Origin of the sequence: Streptomonospora salina, assembly GCF_014204715.1 — a bacterium.
GTDB classification, from domain to species: Bacteria; Actinomycetota; Actinomycetes; order Streptosporangiales; family Streptosporangiaceae; genus Streptomonospora; species Streptomonospora salina.
The window spans coordinates 3,842,513-3,861,555 of record NZ_JACHLY010000001.1; the positions used below are offsets into that span (position 1 = coordinate 3,842,513).

General features: G+C 72.0%; 18 protein-coding genes. 7 read left to right on the top strand and 11 right to left on the bottom strand.

Annotated features, from left to right (window positions below; all coding sequences use genetic code 11):
• Positions 1-608 precede the first annotated feature (608 nt).
• The 4 genes from drmD to HNR25_RS26580 all read right to left on the bottom strand — a co-directional run bounded on the left by drmD (position 609) and on the right by HNR25_RS26580 (position 6,471).
• Positions 609-3,899: a DISARM system SNF2-like helicase DrmD gene (gene drmD, locus HNR25_RS17310; RefSeq protein WP_184636774.1), complete on the bottom strand. Its 3,291-nt coding sequence runs from the start codon at positions 3,897-3,899 to the stop codon at positions 609-611.
• Between the two features lie 411 nt (positions 3,900-4,310).
• Positions 4,311-5,204, bottom strand: coding sequence for an SDR family oxidoreductase (locus tag HNR25_RS17315; RefSeq protein WP_221457655.1), 894 nt, complete (start codon positions 5,202-5,204; stop codon positions 4,311-4,313).
• A 270-nt stretch (positions 5,205-5,474) separates the two neighbouring features.
• The gene (locus HNR25_RS17320) at positions 5,475-5,663 is read right to left on the bottom strand and encodes a DUF397 domain-containing protein (RefSeq protein WP_184636776.1); all 189 of its coding nucleotides are present in this window, start codon (positions 5,661-5,663) and stop codon (positions 5,475-5,477) included.
• Complete coding sequence (locus tag HNR25_RS26580; protein WP_184636778.1) at positions 5,647-6,471, bottom strand: helix-turn-helix domain-containing protein; 825 nt, start codon at positions 6,469-6,471, stop codon at positions 5,647-5,649. The genes HNR25_RS17320 and HNR25_RS26580 overlap by 17 nt, the downstream gene beginning before the upstream one ends.
• Before the next feature lie 398 nt (positions 6,472-6,869).
• Between HNR25_RS26580 and HNR25_RS17330 the strand changes: the two genes are divergently transcribed.
• The 5 genes from HNR25_RS17330 (at position 6,870) to HNR25_RS17350 (ending at position 9,703) form a co-directional block, all read left to right on the top strand.
• Positions 6,870-7,349: an ATP-binding protein gene (locus HNR25_RS17330; protein ID WP_184636780.1), complete on the top strand. Its 480-nt coding sequence runs from the start codon at positions 6,870-6,872 to the stop codon at positions 7,347-7,349.
• On the top strand, positions 7,346-7,624 hold the full coding sequence (locus HNR25_RS17335) for a hypothetical protein (RefSeq protein ID WP_184636782.1): 279 nt from the start codon (positions 7,346-7,348) through the stop codon (positions 7,622-7,624). The genes HNR25_RS17330 and HNR25_RS17335 overlap by 4 nt, the downstream gene beginning before the upstream one ends.
• Positions 7,625-7,857: 233 nt before the next feature.
• Positions 7,858-8,211, top strand: coding sequence for a helix-turn-helix domain-containing protein (locus tag HNR25_RS17340; protein ID WP_312862591.1), 354 nt, complete (start codon positions 7,858-7,860; stop codon positions 8,209-8,211).
• Positions 8,208-9,077, top strand: a complete 870-nt coding sequence (locus HNR25_RS17345; RefSeq protein ID WP_184636784.1) for an ImmA/IrrE family metallo-endopeptidase — start codon at positions 8,208-8,210, stop codon at positions 9,075-9,077. Before HNR25_RS17340 ends, HNR25_RS17345 begins: the two co-directional genes overlap by 4 nt.
• The gene (locus HNR25_RS17350) at positions 9,074-9,703 is read left to right on the top strand and encodes a PIN domain-containing protein (protein WP_184636786.1); all 630 of its coding nucleotides are present in this window, start codon (positions 9,074-9,076) and stop codon (positions 9,701-9,703) included. The genes HNR25_RS17345 and HNR25_RS17350 overlap by 4 nt, the downstream gene beginning before the upstream one ends.
• Before the next feature lie 151 nt (positions 9,704-9,854).
• Here the strand turns inward: HNR25_RS17350 and HNR25_RS17355 are convergent, their stop codons facing one another.
• Positions 9,855-10,661, bottom strand: coding sequence for a DUF4429 domain-containing protein (locus HNR25_RS17355; protein ID WP_184636788.1), 807 nt, complete (start codon positions 10,659-10,661; stop codon positions 9,855-9,857).
• A gap of 192 nt (positions 10,662-10,853) precedes the next feature.
• Between HNR25_RS17355 and HNR25_RS17360 the strand changes: the two genes are divergently transcribed.
• Positions 10,854-11,579, top strand: a complete 726-nt coding sequence (locus HNR25_RS17360) for a GPR1/FUN34/YaaH family transporter (RefSeq protein WP_184636790.1) — start codon at positions 10,854-10,856, stop codon at positions 11,577-11,579.
• Positions 11,580-11,990: 411 nt separating this feature from the next.
• Positions 11,991-12,518 (top strand): EF-hand domain-containing protein, encoded by a 528-nt coding sequence (locus tag HNR25_RS17365; RefSeq protein ID WP_184636792.1) that lies wholly within the window; start codon positions 11,991-11,993, stop codon positions 12,516-12,518.
• 127 nt (positions 12,519-12,645) lie between these two features.
• On the opposite strand, the gene HNR25_RS17370 is transcribed toward HNR25_RS17365, so the two are convergent.
• From HNR25_RS17370 to HNR25_RS17395, 6 genes are read right to left on the bottom strand one after another with little or no spacing between them, the layout of a single operon-like run.
• On the bottom strand, positions 12,646-13,113 hold the full coding sequence (locus tag HNR25_RS17370; RefSeq protein ID WP_312862594.1) for a DUF6917 domain-containing protein: 468 nt from the start codon (positions 13,111-13,113) through the stop codon (positions 12,646-12,648).
• Positions 13,110-14,093: a Gfo/Idh/MocA family protein gene (locus HNR25_RS17375; protein ID WP_184636794.1), complete on the bottom strand. Its 984-nt coding sequence runs from the start codon at positions 14,091-14,093 to the stop codon at positions 13,110-13,112. Before HNR25_RS17375 ends, HNR25_RS17370 begins: the two co-directional genes overlap by 4 nt.
• Entirely contained in the window at positions 14,093-15,310 is a 1,218-nt protein-coding gene (locus HNR25_RS17380) for an Ldh family oxidoreductase (protein WP_184636796.1), read from the bottom strand. Before HNR25_RS17380 ends, HNR25_RS17375 begins: the two co-directional genes overlap by 1 nt.
• Entirely contained in the window at positions 15,297-16,655 is a 1,359-nt protein-coding gene (locus HNR25_RS17385) for a M20/M25/M40 family metallo-hydrolase (protein WP_184636798.1), read from the bottom strand. The genes HNR25_RS17380 and HNR25_RS17385 overlap by 14 nt, the downstream gene beginning before the upstream one ends.
• Positions 16,652-17,605 (bottom strand): sugar phosphate isomerase/epimerase family protein, encoded by a 954-nt coding sequence (locus HNR25_RS17390; protein WP_221457657.1) that lies wholly within the window; start codon positions 17,603-17,605, stop codon positions 16,652-16,654. Before HNR25_RS17390 ends, HNR25_RS17385 begins: the two co-directional genes overlap by 4 nt.
• On the bottom strand, positions 17,589-18,713 hold the full coding sequence (locus tag HNR25_RS17395; RefSeq protein ID WP_184636800.1) for a Gfo/Idh/MocA family oxidoreductase: 1,125 nt from the start codon (positions 18,711-18,713) through the stop codon (positions 17,589-17,591). The genes HNR25_RS17390 and HNR25_RS17395 overlap by 17 nt, the downstream gene beginning before the upstream one ends.
• Positions 18,714-19,043 lie beyond the last annotated feature (330 nt).

Consider the following 19,043-nt stretch of genomic DNA (forward strand, 5'->3'; position numbering starts at 1 on the left):
GCCCAGCTCCACGCCGTGGTGGCGGCACAGCTGTGCGAGCCGGTCGGCCGGTGTCGCCGCCCAGGACTCGCCGGGCACGCGGGCGCTGGGGCGCTGCCCCGGCGCGCACAGCAGGCCCAGCACCCGCACGGTGTCGGGCTTGACGGCCTCGCCCGGGTCGGTGAGCACGAACGACGGCACCACCCGCGTGTCGTGCTCGGGCACCTCCAGCCCGAGCGCGTCCAGCGCCGCGCCGTCGTCGTCGACGGCCCCGTCGGCGGGATCGGCGCCCCCCTCCGGCGCCGATCCCGCCGAGCCCGTGTGTCGGCCCTCCGCCGATCGGTCACCCGCCCGGTCGTCCATATGCAGGTCGTCGCCCCAGGCGAGCATGCCGCCCAGCACATAGCCCACCCACTCCCGCTGGGTCCCGGCCATGTCGGCCATCCAGCGGGCGTGCTGCCTGCGCAGCTCGGCGCGCTGCCGCTTGTCCACCGGGTCCAGCCGGACGGGCCAGGTGGCGCGCAGCACCGGCAGGGTCAGGAACGGCCCGCTGACCTCGATCAGGCCGAGCCAGTTGCGGTGCTGCTCGGCGCTGTCTCCGGCGCTCGGGCGGGGACGGGCGTTGCGGATCATCGGATTGCCTCCCGCTGGGGAACGACGAAGACGACGGCGACGGGGAAGGAGTGCGGCTCCTGGCGGCTGTAGCGGGCGGCGATCGCGTCCAGCTCGCGGTCGCGTTCGGCGTCCAGCCCGGCGAGCCGGCGCTCCCAGTTCGCCCGGTCCTTGCGGTACTGCTCGCGCTCCTCGCGCGTCTGGTTGGTTTCGCGCACGTCGGCGGTGCTGAACAGCGCGTCCTCGGCGTCGCCGGAACCCTCGGCCAGCGCGTCGCGCAGGCTGGCGGCGAAGTGGTCGATGACGGCGGTGATGCGGTCGCGCTCGGCCTGCTCGCGCTGCTCCAACCCCTTGCGCAGGGACTCCTGCCGGGTCTGTTTGCGCCGCTCGACGGCGTTGCGCAGCCCGTCGCCGATGCGCGGCCAGCGCTGGGCGATGCGGTGCCACACCGGCTCCGGCAGCGGGCGGCCCCCGGTCAGCGCCCGGTCGAGGATGCCGCGCAGCGTGCCCAGGTTCTCCAGGCGCCGGAACCGGCCCTCGGCGGGCGCCCAGCCGCCGGCCTCCAGCACCTCCTCGTGCAGCCGCACGCCGTCCGCGCCGACCAGCACGAACCGGGAGTAGGCGCCCACGAGCACGTCCTCCAGCTCCGGGTCGTCGCTGACGACGGCGGTCACCCGGTCCAGGCCCACCCGGTCGTTGGACACCGCCGCCCGCAGCAGCCGGGTGGACATCGCCACCAGCGGGTGGTTGAGGTGGGCCAGTACGACGTCGTCGCGGTCGCGCGCGGTCTCCTGGTCGAAGGTCACCGGCAGCCGGCGCGGCTCCGGGAGCTTCGCCTTCCGGCCGCCACCGCCACCGTCACCGGTCCCGGAGCCGCTCCCGGCCCCGGCCCCGGCCCCGGCCAGTTTCTCCGTCAGCCCGGCGGTGGCGCGCACCCACGAACCGGTCAGCGCCGGCACGTCGTACAGCCCTTCCGCCAGGTGCTTCTCGTCGGTGTGCTGACGCAGCGGCTGCTGGCGGGCCAGCTCCAGGGCGGTGTCCACGACCCGCTTGATGCGCTCGGGTCGCAGCCCCAGCTGGTCCACGGTCTTGTCCAGGTCGGCGCGGAGCTTGCGCACCTGGCCGCCGACGTCGGACTCGGCGGGCAGCGTCGGGCGGCCCTGGCCGGCCGCGGCGACGTCCACGCTCGCGTTCTGGCCCAGCATCCGCCGCTGCACCGCGTCCGACAGCACCGCGTTGACCGAGCCCAGGTCCTCCTCCATCGCGGCGACCTTGGTGGCCACGCGGGACAGGAACTCCAGGTCGGCCTCGTAGGAGTCGACGGCCCCCTCCCAGCCGGTGCCCACGAAGTGCCGCACCTCGGGGGTCATGGTCTGGCCGTAGCGGTCGATGCGGCCGATCCGCTGCTCCAGCTTGTTCGGGTTGAACGGGATGTCGTAGTTCACCAGCCGGTGGCAGTGCCGCTGCAGGTCGATGCCTTCGCTGGCGGCGTCGGTGGCCAGCAGGATCCGTACCGGGTGCTGGGCCGGGTCCTTCTGGAACGCCAGCCGCAGCCGCTCGCGCTCGTCGGTGTCCATGCCGCCGTGCAGCACCTCGACCCGGTCGCCGCCCAGGCCCTGCTGGTGCAGCAGGCCGCGCAGCCAGTCCAGGGTGTCGCGGTACTCGGTGAACACCACCACGCGCTCGTCCGTCCAGTGCTCGTCCGGTTTGCACACCGCGGTGAGGTACTCGATCAGCTGGGTGGCCTTCGCGTCGGGCTGGGCCTCGTGCGCCAGCGCCCAGTCGCGCATCCGCACCAGCAGCGACTCCTCGTCGTCGTCGGCGTCGGGCTGCAACGGGCGGGTGCCCTCCAGCGCGTCGTCCTCGGCCTGGGCCAGCTCCTCGTCGCCGTAGGCGGCGACGTCGTCGAAGAACTCGTCGAGCCACTCCGGCGCGTCCTCGTCCAGCGCGTCGTCCGCCAGCTCGGCGGGCCCGCGGCCGCGCGAGCGCAGGGTCTCCAGGTACACCTGCACGGTGTGGGCCAGAGCGGCCGGGCTGGAGAACAGCCGCTTCTTCAGCAGCAGGGTGACCAGGTCGGTGGCCTTGCGGCCGCCTTTGGTGGTGAGCTTGTCGCGGCGCGCCCGGGCGAAGCGGGTCAGCAGCCCGTGGATCTCGCGCTCGCTGTCGGGGTAGGCGACCGGGATCGCGCGGGCGTCGCGCTCGGCGAAGCGCGGGTTGCCGTCGGCGTCGGTGATGTCGCGCTTGAGGCGGCGCACCACCGTGTCCTTGACGGCGCCGCGGTCGGCGGACACGCCGCGGGCGAAGCGCTGGTCGTCGAGGATCTCCAGCAGCGCGGTGAACGACGCCTGGTAGCCGTTGTGCGGGGTGGCCGACAGGAACAGCCGGTGGGTGAAGTGCGGGGCCAGGCGGCGCACCAGCTTGGTCTGCTGGGAGTCCACCGCATAGACCTGCTTGGGTGCGGCCGGGGCCACGTGGTGGGCCTCGTCCAGGATCAGCAGGTCGAACGCGCGCTCGTGGGCGGCGCCGGTGCTGTCGTAGCCCGTGCCCTCGCTCCCGGCGGGCAGCACCTCGTCGAGCAGCCGCTGGGCCTTGGCGCCGCGCAGCCACGGCAGGCTGACGATGGTCTGCGGGTAGACCTTGAACGGGTTGGCGGCGCTGCCGAGGTCCTTGCGGACCTGGGCGCAGCGCTCGGAGTCGATGATCGTGAAGTCCAGGCCGAACTTCTCGAACATCTCGTCTTTCCACTTCGCCGTGAGACCGGCGGGGCAGACGATCATGATGCGCCGGCTGCGGTGGCGCAGCAGCAGCTCCTGGGCGACCAGCCCGGCCTCGACGGTTTTGCCCAGGCCCACGTCGTCGGCCAGCAGCAGGTTCACGCGGGGCGCGGCGACGGCGCGGGCGACCGGCTCCAGCTGGTAGTCCTCGATGGCCACACCGGAGCGGAAGGGTGCTTGCAGGGTGCGCACGTCTGCGGAGGTGACGGCCGACCAGCGCACCGAGTCCAGGAACGCGGCCAGGCGCTCGGGCGGGTCGTAGTGGGCGGGGGAGACCTCGGGCAGCGAGCCGCTGGGCAGGATCTGGCGGCCGGGTTCGATCTCCCAGACGACGTCGAGGGTTTCGCCGTAGCGGCCGTCCTCGACGCTCTGCAGGGTGACGACCGTCCCGCCGGGCGGAGGCGGGGCGCCCGGTTCGGGGGGAACGGGATCGACGCCGCTGACCACCCACTTCTGGCCGCGTACCGCGACGAGCGATTCGGTCTCGGGTATTTCGACGTGGGGTGTCTCGGGGGATGCGGTTGTCTCAGGCATGGAGGTTCCTGCTCACGCTCGTCTGCGGGCTGTGCGACCGCGCGGCTGGGGGCTCCGGCGGCGTCGAGCCTTGGTGCAGCCAAGCTATCGGAGTGTGAATCCGGTTAACAACCGATATTGGGAAACCTGAGAACTCTGAGAATCGGGGTGTTGGCGGAGCTTTCGCGCAGTGGGCATGCAGTGGGCGCGCAGTGACGGGGCGCGTGCGGCAGCGGGGCGGCGCGGGAGGGTGCGGCGCGGCGCGTGCGGCCGGAGGGTGCTGCGAAGCGGTGGGTGCGGGGGCGCCCCACCCGATCACTTCCCAGGAAGACGCCCGGCGCACGGGTGCGGTTTACACCCGTTGACCGGCGGGGCGGGCGGCCGCCGACGCGGCGCCGGCCCGCCCCGGACGCGCCGGGGGCCGACGCGGCGCTACGGTGCCGGACTGGTGGACTCGGGAAGGGAGAAGAGTTCGCGCAGCCCTTCGACGAGGCCGGCGGGCCGGCGCCCCAGCAGCAGCTCCAGATCGCCGCTGGTCTCGTCGAGCCGATTGTCGCGGATGTCCCGGTAGAACCCGAGGACGTTGTTCGCGACCTCCTCGGGGGTGCCCGACCGCACAGCGCCCGCGATGTACTCCTCCTCCGTGACCCGGATGTAGGACAGCGGCCGACCCGACACCTCGCCGAGCGCGGCCGCGACGTCGTCGAAGCCGTAGGTCACGGGCGCGGCGACGACGTAGGTGCGGTTCTCGCCGCCGTGGTCGAGCATGGCGTTGGCGATCGCCTCACCCATCTCCCGGCGCAGCGCGTAGGCGACCCGGCCCTCGCCGACCGGCACCCGCAGGCCGTTCTCGAACACCCCCGCACCGCCGACGTACAGCGGAACCGTGTCCATGTACAGGCCGTTGCGGAAGAGCGCATGCGGCAGGCCGCTGCTGCGGATCCGGTCCTCGGTCGCGAAGTAGTCGCCCATCAGCGGGGTCTGCGACGCGTCCGCGTTCTGCATCGACCGGCCGGCGAACCCGATCAGCGACACACCCGCCCGCTGGGCGGCGTCGATCACGTTCCGGTGCTGCTGAACCCGGGCTTGAGGGGCGGTGCCCGCGATGAGCAGGACACGGTCGACGCCCTGCATGGCCCGGTCGAGGGCGTCGGGGTCGTCGTAGTCGCCGACGCGGACCGAGACGCCCCGGGCCGCGATGCCGGCGGCTTTGTCCGGGTCGCGCACGAGCGCCGCCACCCCGGCGGGGTCGGTGCGCTCCAGCAGGCGGTCGATGACGGCCGAACCGAGCTGTCCGGTGGCTCCGGTGACGAGGATCACGAGCACGTCTCCTTCTGGTCGGGGGATGGGGCATGGGGGATGCGGGTGATACGGGTGTCCCGACTCTGCGGGGGAATAGCAGCGTGGCACGGGTGCGGTGCGTCGCGCAGCGCGGGGGAGCCCGCGCGCGGAGATCACGCGGGTGTGCCCGGCGGCTGGATCGCGCCGAGGGTGTCCTCAGTGACACGTTCGACGCCGAGAGTGCCCCTGAGGACACCCTCGGCGGAAGACAGGCGGGTCGAGCAGGAGCGGGCAGGAGCGCGCAGGGGAAGCGGACTACACCTCGGCCGCCTTCGCCGCCGTGAGGAAGGCCGCCCACTCACCGGAAGGGAAGTCCAGGTGCCCCAGCGGGCGGTGCTGGGTGTCGCGGACGCCGACCACATCAGACTCCGCCCGCGCATTTCGGACCTCTACGCAGTTCGCGCCGGTCCCATTGCTGTAGCTGGACTTAGTCCATCTCTCCATGGTGGTCACCGTTAATCGTGCCTATGAGTTCGAGCGAGGCCGAGGGGGACAAGGCCTCGCTCAGTAGCGTCTCAAAGAAGGTGATCAAGTCCTCTACCTGCTGCGGAAGCGCCTTGACCTCTCCTCCCAGGGCATGCTCAACATACCCGATGGTGTTGGCCCCATCGAGGGTCATTACTCGGAACGCCTCGCACAACGCCGCTGGTGCAGGTGCGGAATCGGGAATGATCTGGATCCTGGCGGTGCCCTCCGTTCCGAGTTTGATCAGGTGTGCCAGCTGTCCCCGGACGATCGCGGAGTCTCCCAAGTTCGGGGTCAGGGCAGCCTGGCGGACCACGCACCACAGCAGCGGAAGCGACCCTTCGCGAAGCTTAGCGAGCCGCCCTACACGGGTTTCGACCAGGTGGTCTACCTCCTCCTTCGACGCCGTGATCTTGCGTGCTCGGATGAGGGCGCGCGCATAGTCGGGCGTCTGGAGGATGCCCGGAAGCATCTGGGCGTTGAACTCCCTGATCTGTCGGGACCTCTGCTCCAGGTGCAGCACGTCGCGAAAGCCAGCGGGAACGTTCCACTCCGTGGTGAGTTCATCCCATATCTGGCTCAGGACACCGCCTGTTGCCAAGATAGTGTCGAAATCTTCCACTTGTTCCTTTTGTGGTCGGCGCTGAGCCCGCTCGATAGCGCCGACCATCCCATGGGAGAGGCCAACCTTCGATCCGAGATCGCGTTGCGTCATCCCTGCTGACGAACGACTTTTCCGTAGCTCGTCACCGAATCTCGACCAGCGTGCTTGCTCTTCGCGGGACATGGAAACACCGTGCCACGGTCTGGATACATCTGGCTACAGATTTCCAGAACAAGCAACAACAATGTTGCCCTTATGGATAGGTTCGATCACGGGTGACACCGTGGTTCACGAACAAAACGGCCCTGGCCGGCGCTTGCGACACCGAACCAGGGCCTTGATCCCCGACCTGATCGACCCAGGTGGAGACCCATGATCGACACTATCGGTTCATCCCGGACGCAGACCCGCCCGCCTCACGAGCCCCGACCCTCCCGTCCGCAGCGGCCGCGCCACGCGCGCCGCCGCCACCGTCGCCGGCCCGTGCTCTCGCCCCGTATCCGCCCCTACGTCCTCGCCATGCAGCAGCGCGGCGAGCTGTTCTACTCCGACAGTGCCGCCCGCCGCAACGGGGGTGTGCGATGACCCCCGGAAACCACACCCGCACCCGCACCCGCACCGGCACCCGAACCTCCGCCCGCACGCACACCCGCACGTTCCCGGGTGTCGCCTCCGGCGTCGCCGATTCCCGGCACTGGCTGGCGGACCTCCTCCGCACAGCCACCGCCCCGCCCGTCCCGGAGCCCGTCGTCGACACCGCCGCGCTCCTGCTGTCCGAGGCCGCCTCGAACGCGGTGCGCCACACGGCGTCGGGCAGCAGGCCGGGCGGGCGCTTCACCGTGCACCTGCACACCGGCGCCGACGCGCTCACCGTCGACGTCGAGGACGACGGCGCCGCCGCCACCGTCCCGACGCTCGCCGCTCCCGGCGACGACGCCGAATCCGGGCGCGGGCTGGTGCTGGTCGACACGTTCGCCGACGCCTGGGGAGTTCCGTCCCGGGGCGGCGGCCTCTACTTCACGCTCACCCGAAACGACTCTCCGACGGTGGTGCAGCCATGACGACACGCGAACCCGACTCCGACTCCGTCCCGCCCGACGACACCACGGTCATCGACAGCCCGCGCATCGGCGGCCTGGACATCTGCTTCGACGCCGACAGCAGGGTCTTCACCATCACGCTCGCGCCGGGTGTCCAGGCGCAGCTGGGGATGGCGGCCGACGACGCGCACGAGCAGCGGCGCTGGCTCGTCGAGCTGATCAACCACCTGACCGTCACCGAACGGTCCATGCGCTGGGGCTGGGTCCCTCCGGCCATGCGCACGACCCGCGGGTGACACCGCCCGCGCCTTTCACTGTTGATCTTGTATCTAACGTCACGCAAAATCGTTTTTACTCACGGTAGCTACAAGATCAACGGGTTTGGGGGGTGGACAGGGTCGGCCCGGAAGGGAGCCGGCCGCGCCACCCCCGTCGAGGAACCTCGAACACTGGCCGCGGGCAGGAGCGGTGGATATACTGAATCAACGTAAGCAGTGGTGATTCAATCCTGGTGAGGGGGTGGCCGACGGTGACGCATGTCGGCGCGCGGATCGAACGCGCCCGCATGGACGCAGGGACGAGTCAGCGCGCCCTTGCGGATCGATCGGGTATTTCGCAGGCGACCCTCTCGCGGATCATCTCCGGCGAGCGGACGGCGAAGATGCCCGAAATCGTGGCGATCGCGTGGGCCACCGGGCGTACGGTCGCCGAACTCGCGGGAGTCGCGAGGACGGCCGACCGGGCCCAGTGCGCGGCTCGGGCTACCAACGGCTCGGATGCGGACGGCATGCGGCAGAAACTGCTGAGCTTCCTGGAGCTGAACGACTTCCTGGACGATCAGGCCATCCCCGCCACCATCGGCGGCGACACCGAGGACCGTTGAGTACCGAGGAGCACGGCCGCGCCGCCGCCCTGCGCTTCCGCCGGGAACACCACCTGGGAGTCCAGCCCTTGGGCGATCTCGTCGCCATCATCGAGCAGGTCACCGGGTACGACGTTGCGGTTCTGGATGCGGAGCCGGACGAGCACGGGCTGACGGTGCGCGACCCCGAGCGCGGCACCGTGTTCATCGGCGTGGCCTCTACGCCCAATCCGATGCGGCAGCGCAGCACACTCGCGCACGAACTCGGGCACGTGCTGTTCGGAGACTGGCTCGACAGCGACACGGGGCACTGGTCCGCCCGGCGCGACGAGGAGATCCGGGCCGACGCATTCGCCCGACACCTCCTCGTGCCGCGGGAAGGCCTGCAGGAGTTCCTCGGGGATCGCGAGTTCGCGTCCGAAGCCGATCTCTCGTCCGTGGTCCAGCGGTTCGTGGTCTCGCCCCCGATCGCCGCGATCGCACTGCACGGTGCGGGGTACATCGATACGTCCGCCAAGCGGGAATGGTTGGAGTCCCGTACACCGCAACTGGCGTTCCGGTTCGGGTGGATCGACCACTACCGTGCCCTGCAAGCCGACTCCCAGCAGACCAGAGCCCCGCAACGGCTCCTCGCCCGCGCCATCACCGGCTACACCGAGGGCATACTGCCGGCCCAATCCATCGCCAACCTCCGCGGCATCACCGCGGAACAAGCCGAAAAGGAACTCGAAGCGGCCGGGGTGGCCCCGACCGTCCGCCCGGCGGCGTGGTCCGACGCCGAAGACCTGCCGGACGTCGACGTCGACCTGGGGGCATTGGACGAACTCCTGAACGCCCCGGATGATGGCGGTGATTCTTCGGATGGGACAGCGAAAGACGACGGATGAACCACCGGCCGATCATCGACGCCGGCCCCGGCCTCAATTTCCTCGCCATCAACAGGGAGCGGCTGCTCATCGGGGTCCTGGGCAAATTGAGCGCACCGGAGGCCGTCGAGCGCGAAGTGCTCGACAAGGCCGGGCGCGACCGACGCTTCCGCACTGCCGAGAAGACCTGGCGGAAGCTGACTCCGCACGGATGGATGCGAATCCTCTCGGACGACACGACGCCTGAACTCGCGGCGGTGGTCGATCGGATCACCGGCACGTCGATGGCAGCGCGGTCGAAGGAACCGAAGGATCTCGGCGAGATCATGGTGGTCGCCCATGCGGTCGTCGCAGCCGAATCAGGAGCGACGGTCATCGTGCTCATCGACGACGGGCAAGGAGCACGCATCGCTGACGCGGAGATTCGCCGGCTCGACCGGCTCCGCTCCTCGGGACGATCGGTCGGCCGGATGGGTCTGGTGAGTACGGTTACCGTCTTGGAACGCGCAGCCGGAAAGCACATCGCGGACCGGGCCGAGATGCGCAGCGTCTACGAACAGCTACGCGGGATCGACGACGGGTTGCTGCCGATTGACGCCACCGGCTTGCTCTCACGCGGCCTCTGGTCCCCCGACCCGCCTCCGTGAAGGCCGGCTGGGACCGGACGCAATCTTCCACCGTCCCCTACACCGTCGATCTTGTAGCTAACGTCACGCAAAATCGTTTTTACTCACCGTAGCTACAAGATCAACGGGTTTGGGGATGCGGACGGGGGCGGTGGGATCGGCGGGCGGGCGCTCAGGACTCAAGCTGTCCGGTCGTGCCCTGGTCGCGGGTCCACAGGTGGGCGGTGACGGTGGCGGCCATCATCAGGGCGCGGGCGTTTTCCTCGCCCTCGCCGCATAGCAGGCAGGACAGGTCGTGCTTGGGTTTGGTGACCTCCGGGGCGTCTTCCTCGGTGGTGTTGATGCGCAGATGGCCGTTCCCGCTGTCGGTCGCGGGGACCCATTCGACGTCGGTGATGTCGGCGAGGGCGAATACGCGGCGCTGGGTCTTCTTCTTGTGGGACGAGGTCATGCCGCCGCTCCAGATCAGCCGCACGGCGGAGCCGTCGAAGGCGGCCGTTCCCTCCGACGTCTGGATGTGCAGCGGCAGCGGCGGGACCAGGCGCCTGGCCAGGTGCGGGCCGGGGGCGGCGGAGCCGGCCGGCTCGGCCTGCCCGGGTCCCGCCTGGGCGGGCTGGGCGGACTGGGCGCGCTCCTCGGCCGCACGGCCGGCGGCGAAGCGGATCTGGTCGGCCAGGTTCTCGGCGATCAGCTCCGAGTCGGCCCGACCCACGAGATAGAACGGCTGGGACTTCTCCGTGAGCATCGCGCCCACGGCCGTATACGGGTCGGTCCGATCGTGCATGCGCAGCCGCAGCGCCCAGCGTTTGCGCTTGCTGTCGGACAGGTGGAAGTCGACGGAGGAGACGGCCGCCACTGGGACCGTGCACCGCCCCAGTTCCTTGAGCATGGCGTTCTTGAACGTCCCGGTGTGGAAGCGGATCGATACCGCCTCCCCGTCGAAGGTCCAGACCGCCCGGTCGCCGCGCAATTCGTCCATGGCGCGGAGCTTAGACGCCGCCTCCCGCTACCGCCGAACCGTGCACCCCCAGCCGGCTCTGGTGGCCGGTTCCGGCCCGGGGGGCGCGGCGTTTCGGATACTCGGTATGCCGTCGGCGTTTAGCTAGGGCAGCGCTGGTCTAGCAGGTCACGTACGTACAGCGGCAGCACGACAGCCGAGGGGGAGACACCGATGGCAGCATCAGAATCCGCCGAACCCGCCGAACCGGAATCCGAAAAGGCGGTCCGCTCGGACACGCCGGCCGTGCGGATCGGTCTGCGCCCCATGGCCAGCCCCGCGCCGTTGGGGTTCGCGGCGCTGGCCGTGGCCACACTCCTGCTCAGCCTGCTGCAGCTGGACGTGCTGTCCTACGGCGACGGCTCGCACGTGTCGATGGCGTTCATCACCTTCTCGTTCCCGCTCCAGCTGATCGCCTGCCTGCTCGCGTTCCTCGCGCGCGACGGCGTCGTCGCCACCGCCACGGGAATCCTCGGCGCCACGTGGCTGGCGACCGGGGTGATCAGGCTGACCCTGCCGGTCGGGACCGTGACCAGTCCGACGCTGGGGGTGCTGATGCTGGCCGCGGCGATCGTCCTGTTCGTGCCGGTCGCGGCCGGTGCCGAGAGCGGGAAGCTGCTGTCCTCGGTCGTGCTGCTGACCGCCGCTGTGCATTTCCTCTTCACGGCCGGCTACGAGATCACCGGGGCGGAGCTGTGGTCGGCGGTCGCCGGCGTCGTCGGGCTGGTGGTGTTCGTCCTCGGCCTGTACGCGGCGCTGGCCCTGCTGCTGGAGGACGTGTGCAAGCGGACCGTGCTGCCCGTGTTCCGGCGCAGCGTCGACGGCACCTCCATGGGGGGCGACGTCCGCGACGCGCAGGGCGGCGTCGAAAGCGAAGCGGGTGTGCGCGAGCGGTTGTGACCGCGCGTGAATCGAATTCAATTTCCGGAGCGGGAGATCCGGAAACGGATGCGGGAGTCCGGTATTCTGATTCCGGACCTCCCGAACCGGGGCGGTGGTGAAACCGGTCGCCCCGCCACCGGGGGAACCGGTTGGACGAATCGGGTCAACCGCCGTGTTGTCCGGCGTTACCGTCATCCTATTTATTTCCCTGCGAATGCGACGAATTGCGGTGCGATTTTCTCGGGTTTGCGGTGGATTGCGGTTTAATCGATGCGCAGAGCGCGTGAACGAACCGCTGGCCGCGCACTTTCGGGTTTCGTTGGAACGGTGGACTGCCGCGAGCTGAGTGGTAGCGTTATCGGTGAAGCTTCGCATTCCCCGGTGCCGCGGCGATCCGGGTGTCCATCGCTTGTTTATGAAAGGTCGGAAATGGCGAGTAACGTGAAAGAGCGCGAGCGCCTGAACGAGCGGTTCGTCCACTGGGACAACAACGGCGACGGAACCATCGACCGATCCGACTTCGAAGCCGAGGCGCGCGAGATCATGCGCAATCTCGGTGAGGACGAGACCTCACCTCGCGGGCGCGCGGTCTACGACGCCTACACCCAGATGTGGGACTTCCTGGCCAGCAAGGCCGGGCGCAGCTCCCTCAACGCCGAGGAGTTCGCAGAGGTCGCCGAGGCGGAGATCATCAGCCAGGGCGACGCCGGCTTCAGCCGCGTCCTGCGTCCGACCATCCACGCCATCGTCGATCTGCTCGACACCGACGGCGACGGCCGCGTCAGCCCGGACGAGTTCAAGCGCTGGCTCGACGCGGTCGGCGTCTCCGAGGACTACGACGACATCTTCGCCACCATCGACACCAACGGCAACGGTTACCTCAGCATCGAGGAGCTCATGGTCGCCGTGCGCGACTACCACCTGGGGCGCTCCGACGTCCCCCTCCTCGGCCGGTAGTAGACACGGCCGTGCCGGTCCGCCCGTTGCAGAGGGGGCGGGCGGACCGGCCGCCGCCGCCGAGCGCGCCCCGGATCCCCTCGGGCGCGCCCGGCGGCGAAAGCGTGTCCGGTCGGCGGAGCGGACGTCAGCCCGGTCCGCCCTGGTGCCGGAGCGCCTGCGCCGGCGCCGAATCCGCGTCCCGGGCATGTGGCGGGGCCGGTGCGAACTCCACCCGGTCTTCGGGCGCGAGGCCGAGCTCGGCGCCGGTCAGAGGTCGGGGACTGTGCACCAGAATGTTGTAGTGGTTGGGGGAGTGGCAGCCGTCGAACCCCAGGACGGTGCCCACAACCCGGCCGTTCACCAGCAGCTCGTCGCCGCGGTCGAGGACCCCTGCGCAGGCGATCTCGGCGAAGCCGAGGAACGCCACCCGGTCGATCCGCGCCCCCGCAGCGGTCTCGGTGTGGTCGGTCGCGACCAGTTCGTGTACCTCGCCTGGCTGCACACACCGGCTCGCGAACTCCAGCAGCCGCATGCCGCGCTCACTGCGGCGGTGGACCAGCACCTTGACCACCGCGCCCGCGACCGTCCTCTTGGCGCCGTCTTCGCCGATCACCGGTTCCCCCGTTCCGCATCGACCGCCTCTTCCGGCGGCGCCGGCTCCGCGCTGCCGGTCCGCGTAGCGCGCTCGGCCTGGTAAGCCGCGTCCACGAGCCCCAGCGCCGCCGGACCCGCTTCGTCCACCTGCGCGATCGGGCTGCGCAAGCGGCGCTCGAAGTCGTGCAGCACGCCCGCGTACTCGTGCCACAGCGACTCCTTGAACCCCGGATAGCCGTCGAGCATGTCGGCGGAGTCGGTCCGCCCGTCGGCCAGCCGCACCCACACGTCCTTCACCTCGCCGCGGTAGGACCAGTCCAGCTCCACCTCCCCCGTCGCCCGCGACGGCGAGCGAAGCCGTACCGACGCGCACCGGTCGATCCCGTCGGCGTCGCGGGCGATGTCGGCCTCGGTCACCGATAGCTCGCCCAGCAGCATCCGCGCCAGGTCGAAGGCGTTGGGGCCGTTGTCGGCGACGCATCCGCCCCCGCAGCGTTCCGGGTCCAGATACCAGGTGTCGCCGGCGACGTGGTCCTCGATGCGCTCCAGGTAGCGCACCCGCACAGCGGTCACGGCGGCGTCGCGCGGCAGCCGGTCGATCAGCGCGCGCACCGGGCGGTTATAGCGGCGGTGGAAGGCCGTGAACAGGGTGACGCCGCGCAGTCGGGCTTCGGCCTGCAGCGCCGCACCGTCGAACGGCAGCGTCGCCAGGGGTTTCTCCACGCACACCGGCACACCGGCCGCCAGAGCGTCGCGGCACAGGGTCGCGTGCAGGTGGTTGGGGGCGCTGACCACGACCGCGTCCAGATCGGCGCCGCCCAGCAGGTCGCGGTGGTCCAAGTAGCAGGGGAGGCGGCCCCGCAGCGGCGACAGCGCCTCGGGGTCGCGGTCGCACACCGCCGCCGCCTCCAGCGACGGCAGGCGCTCCAGCGCGGCCAGGTAGAACCGCGAGATGGCGCCCAGTCCGATGACGCCGATACGCAACGGGGAGTCGGGCATCAGCGGCCCCCGATCACAGCGGGAGGCGCGGTTCCGGCGGCGTCGGCGACCGCGTCCAGCTCCCGCAGCAGCGGTTCCGGCAACGGGACTCCGTCGCTGCGGCGCCGACGCGCGAGCTCGGCCTCGTGCCAGCCGGGGTAGCGCACCGGCCGGTCGCCGTCGGCCGGCGGGCAGGACAGCACCGCGGAGAACAGGGCGCGGGCGTCGGCGCCGAAGCCCTCACGCAGCCGGTCCGGAGCCACGGCCGCGGCGAGGAAGCCGATGTCGTCGTCGCGGCGGCCCGCGCCTGCGTCGTCACCGCCGTCGTCCCCGGCGGCTCCGCGGTCGCCGGGGCCGAGTCCGGCGCCGGGCAGCAGCGCCGCCAGCACCTCCACGGCCAGGCCCAGCCCGAACCCCTTGTAGGCGCCGCCGGAGTGCGTGTCCGCACCGGCGCCCAGCCACTGCAGATGCGCCTCGCCCCGGTCGAAGGCGGCGGCGTCGGTGACGGGCGCGCCGCCGGAGTCGGCCAGCCAGCCCGCAGGTACGTCGCGCCCGGCGCGCGCTGCCTCGCGCACCCGGCCCGTGGGTGCCGCCGTGGTACTCATGTCCAGCACGAACGGGTAGCCGGGCACGGCGGGCGCGGCGACGCTCAGCGGGTTGGTGCCCAGCAGCGGCGCGAGCCCGCCCGGCGGAGGCGCGATGCGCTGGCGCCCGCAGTTGGCGGCGACGATGCCGATCGTGCCGCGCTCGGCCGCCCGCGCGGCGTGGTGGCCGGCGCAGCCGAAGTGGGTGGCGCCGCGCACCGACACCAGCCCGACGCCGTGGCGCTGCGCCCGCTCCACGGCGGTGTCCACGGCGGTGCCGGCGTGCCACAGGCCGGGGGCGCGGCGGGCGTCGACGAGGACGGAGGCGCCGTGGTCGGTGCGGGTGACCGGTTCGGCATGGGGGTCCATGCGGCCCTCGGCGAGGGCGGGCAGGTAGATGCGGGTGAGGTTGGCCGTGCCGTGCGAGGGGTGGCCGCACAGGTCGCCGTAGCAGAGGGCTTCGGCGGCGGGCCGCGCGCGCTCGGCGGGCAGGCCGTGGGCGGTGAGGATCCGCTCGGTGAACGCCAGCAGGTCGGCGGCGCAGACGCGGGGCCGATGGGGCCCGCCGGTGTCGGGGCCGTTCGGGCCGGTTTCGGGGGCGGGTCGTTCGGGTCGGTGCGCAGGGGCCGCGGGCCGGGTGTCAGGGGCTGCCACGGTGGATACCGCCTTCTTTCGTGTTCGTGTGGCCGGGGGAGTGCGGGGCGTCGGCGCGGTGGTCGCGGGCGAAGGCGGTGAGGACGCGGGCGACGGCTCCGGCGAAGTCCTCCAGATCGCCCACGGAGGCGAATTCGCCGTCGGCGTGGGCGTTGTTGCCGGCGAGGTCGCCGGGGCCCAGTACCGCTGCGGCGGCGCCGTCCACACCGTCCATCCAGATGGCGTCGCAGGTGAAGGCCGGTTCGTCGGCGGGCCACCGGTGCAGGCCCGCGTCCTCGCCCAGCAGGCGGTGCATCCACGGGTCGGTGCAGTCGAGGGTGGGCAGGCCGCGCTTGAGCCAGTCCAGGCGGGTGACGGTCCGGGCGTCGGCGGCGGTCAGCGCGAAGGCGGGGGTGCCGGCGAAGCGGGCGGAGAACTCCGCCAGGCCCTCGTCGAGGACGGACTCGACCGCCGCGCCGAGGCGGTGCCCGGCGCCGGTGTCGGTGTAGGGCAGGTTCAGCAGCAGCTCGCCGGTGCCGTACACCCGGTTGTGCCGGGCGCCGGTGTGCAGGCCGCCCACGCACATCCGCTCGCCGCCGCCGGCGCGGGCGGGCAGCCGCGCGGCCAGGTACTGGGCGAGGAACCCCAGCAGCACGGTGGCGTTGTGGCCCTCGCCCGGCCGGTCGTCGACGGCGTCGTGTCCGGCGACGCGCACCCGGGCGGTCATGGCGGCGGTGGAGCGCGGCAGATAGCGCATCCCGGTGGGTTCGCAGAACAGGTTCAACCGTCCGACGAAGCCCTGTTCGACCAGGGGGCGGGTGCCGAAAGCGCCCATGGCGCCGCCCTCCTCGCCGGCGACCGCCTGGATCAGCACACCGGTGCCGGCGGCGGTCCCGATGGCGGGGTCGCGGTGCAGCGCCGCCCGCACGCCCGCCAGCAGCGCGACGGCCGGTCCCGTGGCGTCGGCGGCGCCCCGGCCGTACACGTCGGCGCCGTCGAAGCGCGGCGGTTCCCAGCCCGCGACGGTGTCGAGGTGGACGTTGAACATGACGGTGGCCGCGCGCGGACGCGGCGGGCCCAACCGCAGCACCAGGCTGGGTTCGGCGTCCAGGAGGCCGGGGTGGTCGGCGGCGGCCTCGCGCACGGCCAGCGGGACGCCGGCGCGTTCCAGGGCCTGCGGTGGCGGCGGCGCGTGGTGGACGGCAGCGAAGCCGAGTTCGGCGGCGGCGTCGGCGTAGGCGTTCTGGGCTTCGCGCAATCGGGGCGGCGCCGCATCGGGCCCGGTCTCCAGGCGCCCGGCGGTGGGCAGTTCCAGCAGCCGCAGCAGCAGCCGGCGGTCGCGGTCGGCGAGGGCGACGGCGGTCACCCCGGCGCCCCGGTGCCGGCGGCCGGTTCCGGACGGGCGGCGGCGACGGTTTCGGCGGCGAGGCGCTGCAGCGCCTCTCCGGCGGCGGTGAACCCGTCGGCGTCGCCGCTGCCGGCGGCGTCGCGGCGGTGGGGCAGCAGCGACAGGTGCGGCTCGATCGACCAGGTGCCGCGGTAGCCGTGTTTCAGTAGCAGGCGCAGGCACTGCGCGACGCCCGCCCGGCCCTGCCCCGGCACGGTGTAGACGGGTTCGCCGCCGGCGGGGCCGGGCAGCGCGTCCTTGACGTGCACATGGGCGACGCGGTCGGCGACGTCGGCGAGCAGCGCAGGGGCGTGGTAGCCGTGGGCGAGGCCGTTGCCGGTGTCGAACAGCAGGCCCAGGGCGGGGCTGGCGACGGTGTCGAGCAGGTCGAGCATCCGCTCGGCGTCGTCGGCGGCCCATCCGGCGCAGTTCTCGGCCAGCAGCACGATTCCGCGGCGTTCGGCGAGGTCGCACAGTCGGCGGACGCGCTCGACGGCGCGGCGGCGCCACTCGGGTCCGCCGAGGCCGTCGCCGGGATAGGTCATGATGCGCACGGCGGGGGCGCCCAGGGTGGCGCAGCGCGCGGCGAGGATCTCCAGCTCGTGCAGGTCGGTGTCGAAGGGGCCGGTGATCGGCCGGGCCCAGTTGCCGATCCGCGAGTCGAGGCAGCACACCCGCACGCCGCGCGCGTGGAGGTCGGCGGCGAGCGCGGCGAACGGGGCCGCGCCGAGGTCGGCGACGGCGCGGCCGTCGACGGTGCGCAGCTCCAGGCAGCGCCAGCCGAGCCGGTCGAGGGCGCCGATCTGGTCGGCGGGGTCGCCGCCGGCTTCGTCGCCGATGCCGGCGAAGGCGATGCCGGGGGCGGGACCGGGCAGGTCTGCGGCGGGTTCCAGGACGGGGCCGGGGCTCCGGTCAGACGGGGTCGGCACGGCTGGTCATCCCTTCTGCGGCCAGGGGGCCGCCCGTGTCCGGGGCGGAGGGTGTTCCGGCGCATAGCGCCTTGGCGGCGGTGAGCAGGCGCACCGCGCGTACCTGCAGGCCCAAGGCGTCCCGTTCGGGTAGGCGGCGCAGGCCGGCGAAGTGCTCGTAGGCGGCGAGTACGAAGTCGGGCAGCGCGTCGTCGTGGAAGACCAGGTGCAGCGAGCCGTCGTCGGTGGCGGTGCGCAGCTGGGCGGTGTCGTCGTCGGCGCTGCACGGGTAGTGGCCGACCAGCGTGCCGTGGTCGAAGTCCAGGGTGATGCGGCGCTCGCGGGTGGGTGCGGTCAGGTCGGAGAAGACCTCGGTGGTGGCGCCCGCGCCGTGCTCCAGTGTCAGTCCGGCCCGGCCCAGGCGGGGGACCTCGACGTTGCCCAGGGACATGTCGCTCCACCAGGCGGACCGCACGCGGGCGGCGCCGCCCAGGGCCAGCGCCACCCCGACCGAGTGGGGGAGTTCGACGTCGAAGGCGGTGGGGTGGGACCGGCTGGTCAGTGAGCGCAGGAAGCGGGGTTTGCGCTGTACGACGGCGACCTTGCGCAGGCGGCCGAGGTCGGGCGCGCGGTCGCGCTCGGCTCCGCCGCCGTGCGGGCCGAGCCCGTGCAGGCGCCCGTCGCGTACGGCGGCGCGCAGCCGGTGGGTGAGGGCGCTGGTCAGCCATTGGGACACCACGACCAGCCGCAGGCCGAAGCGGCGGCGCAGGGCCAGAACGGCGGCGAGTTCGCGTTCGTCGGCGGCCAGCGGTTTCTCCACGAGGATGCGGCGGTAGCCGAGTTCGGCGAGTTCTTCCAGCAGCGCGGTGCGCACGCCGGGCGGGGTGCACAGGTGGACGACGGTGCGGGCGGGGTCGGCGGCCGCGGCGGCGGCGCGCAGCGACGCGACCGGCCGCGTGTCCGCGGCGGGGTCGGGGCCGGGGGCGCGCGCCGGGGACGGGTCGAAGCACAGGATGGGTCCGGGGGCGAACACGCGGCGGCGGCCGGCCAGGGCCCCGGCCCGCGCCAGAGCCGGCAGGTGCAGGCCGCGCCCGGAACGGCCCGCGCCGACGACGAGCGTGTGCAGCATGGCGGCTGCACCACCTCCTTTTCCGCGTTCTGCTCCGGGCGCGCACCGCTGCGCGTGCGGAATCCCTGCGGGGGTCGAGAATCGGACGGCATTCGGACGCGCGCGGGTCCGCCGAAATATGAATGGTTCTTCGGGGGTGCGGGGGCGGCGCTTCGTGCGGCGCGGTCGAATCCAGGTTCAGGCCGCGCCGATGCGGTTGTCAACCGTTGTTTCGGGGCTGTGGATCGCGTGTGCGATTGATTCTGTGCATTTGCTTCCTAGCTTGCGGTGGAGCGCGGTGAAGTGCGGTTTCTGTCAGTGCTGCGCCGGAATGAGGTGAAATATCCGCGT